1 protein-coding gene and 1 tRNA gene are annotated in these 1,135 nt (G+C 39.2%); both read right to left on the reverse strand.

Features of this window, described 5'->3' with window-relative positions; all coding sequences use genetic code 11:
- Positions 1 to 268 precede the first annotated feature (268 nt).
- Complete coding sequence (locus JOC37_RS13090; protein WP_204619593.1) at positions 269 to 448, reverse strand: hypothetical protein; 180 nt, start codon at positions 446 to 448, stop codon at positions 269 to 271.
- 177 nt (positions 449 to 625) lie between these two features.
- Positions 626 to 701 (reverse strand) — tRNA-Trp (locus JOC37_RS13095).
- Positions 702 to 1,135: the final 434 nt, after the last annotated feature.

Here is a 1,135-nt window from a genome sequence, read left to right on the forward strand (position 1 = left end):
GAACTTCGTTCCACAACATGAACCGCCGTATACCGAACGGTACGTACGGTGGTGTGAGAGGACGGGAGTTAATCACTCCCTCCTACTCGATTTTTCCTTCTGTGCAGTATTTTCCGGACTATGTTCCTCGGCAAATTCCACCAGTTCCCGGGTGATTTCGCCGCATTCACAACTGGCACAATTTTCTGCAGTATGGATGGGGGCATTGCTCAATTCCCCGGGCTGGTACTTTGATTTTATTTTTAAAGAATTATTTTTTTCCATAATGTTATTGTTGTTTCTGATTACCTTTTTGCTGCTGTTTCTGCTGCGGGTTTAATTCTGGCCCAAATTCAAACTGCTGGTTTTGTTGACTCTGCTGTTTTTGCTGCGGGCTCAGTTCTTGGCCAAATTCAAACTGCTGCTTTTGCTGCTGTTGTTTCTGCTGCTGGCGCCTTTGCTGTTTCATTTTGATTTATTCCCTCCTAATTTTTTATGTTATTTATTAAGAAATTCAATGATATTTTGCCCTCTTTATAAGAACCAATAACAAAAAAAAATAGGAAGGATTGTAAAAATATGTAATCAAAAATAATTTAAAACATAATTTAAACCCCCGAAATTCAGCTTTCGAGGGTTTCTTTTGTGGCAGGGGAGACAGGACTTGAACCCGCAACACCCGGTTTTGGAGACCGGAGCTCTACCAATTGAGCTACTCCCCTATAAAATTTTAATTTTATGGTAGGCAATATTATACCGTAAAAATTATCATTAGTAAATAATTAATTGTTAAAAAGTATTTTTCCTTAAGCACCAATATTTAGTTCTATCAACCTGTGGTGATGAATATTATAGGACAAGTATCAAATAAGGAGAGTGATTGCAGTGTTGAATTTATTAAAAAGGATAATAAATTGTAAAATTGTTATAATTAATCTTGAAGAACCTAAGCAGCCGGTAATGCGGTCGGATTTACTAAAACCAAGGGCATATTACCGCCGAAAAGCAAAGGTCTCGTGAAATAAAAAAGCTCCGGAAGGGATAATAACTTCCGGGGCTTCTTATGTGTGCCCGGCATGGGCAATGTCTATAGGGTGAAAGTCCCGAACGTTGAAGGTAGCAGTAAACGTTAGCTTAAGGCAAGGGTGTCCGCGGC

It is taken from the genome of Desulforadius tongensis, from assembly GCF_016907915.1.
Lineage (GTDB): Bacteria > Bacillota > Desulfotomaculia > Desulfotomaculales > Desulfohalotomaculaceae > Desulforadius > Desulforadius tongensis.

Bases quoted from the DNA above. Each gene is read 5' to 3' on its own strand.
- JOC37_RS13090 (WP_204619593.1), bottom strand. From the start codon at position 448: ATGAAACAGCAAAGGCGCCAGCAGCAGAAACAACAGCAGCAAAAGCAG.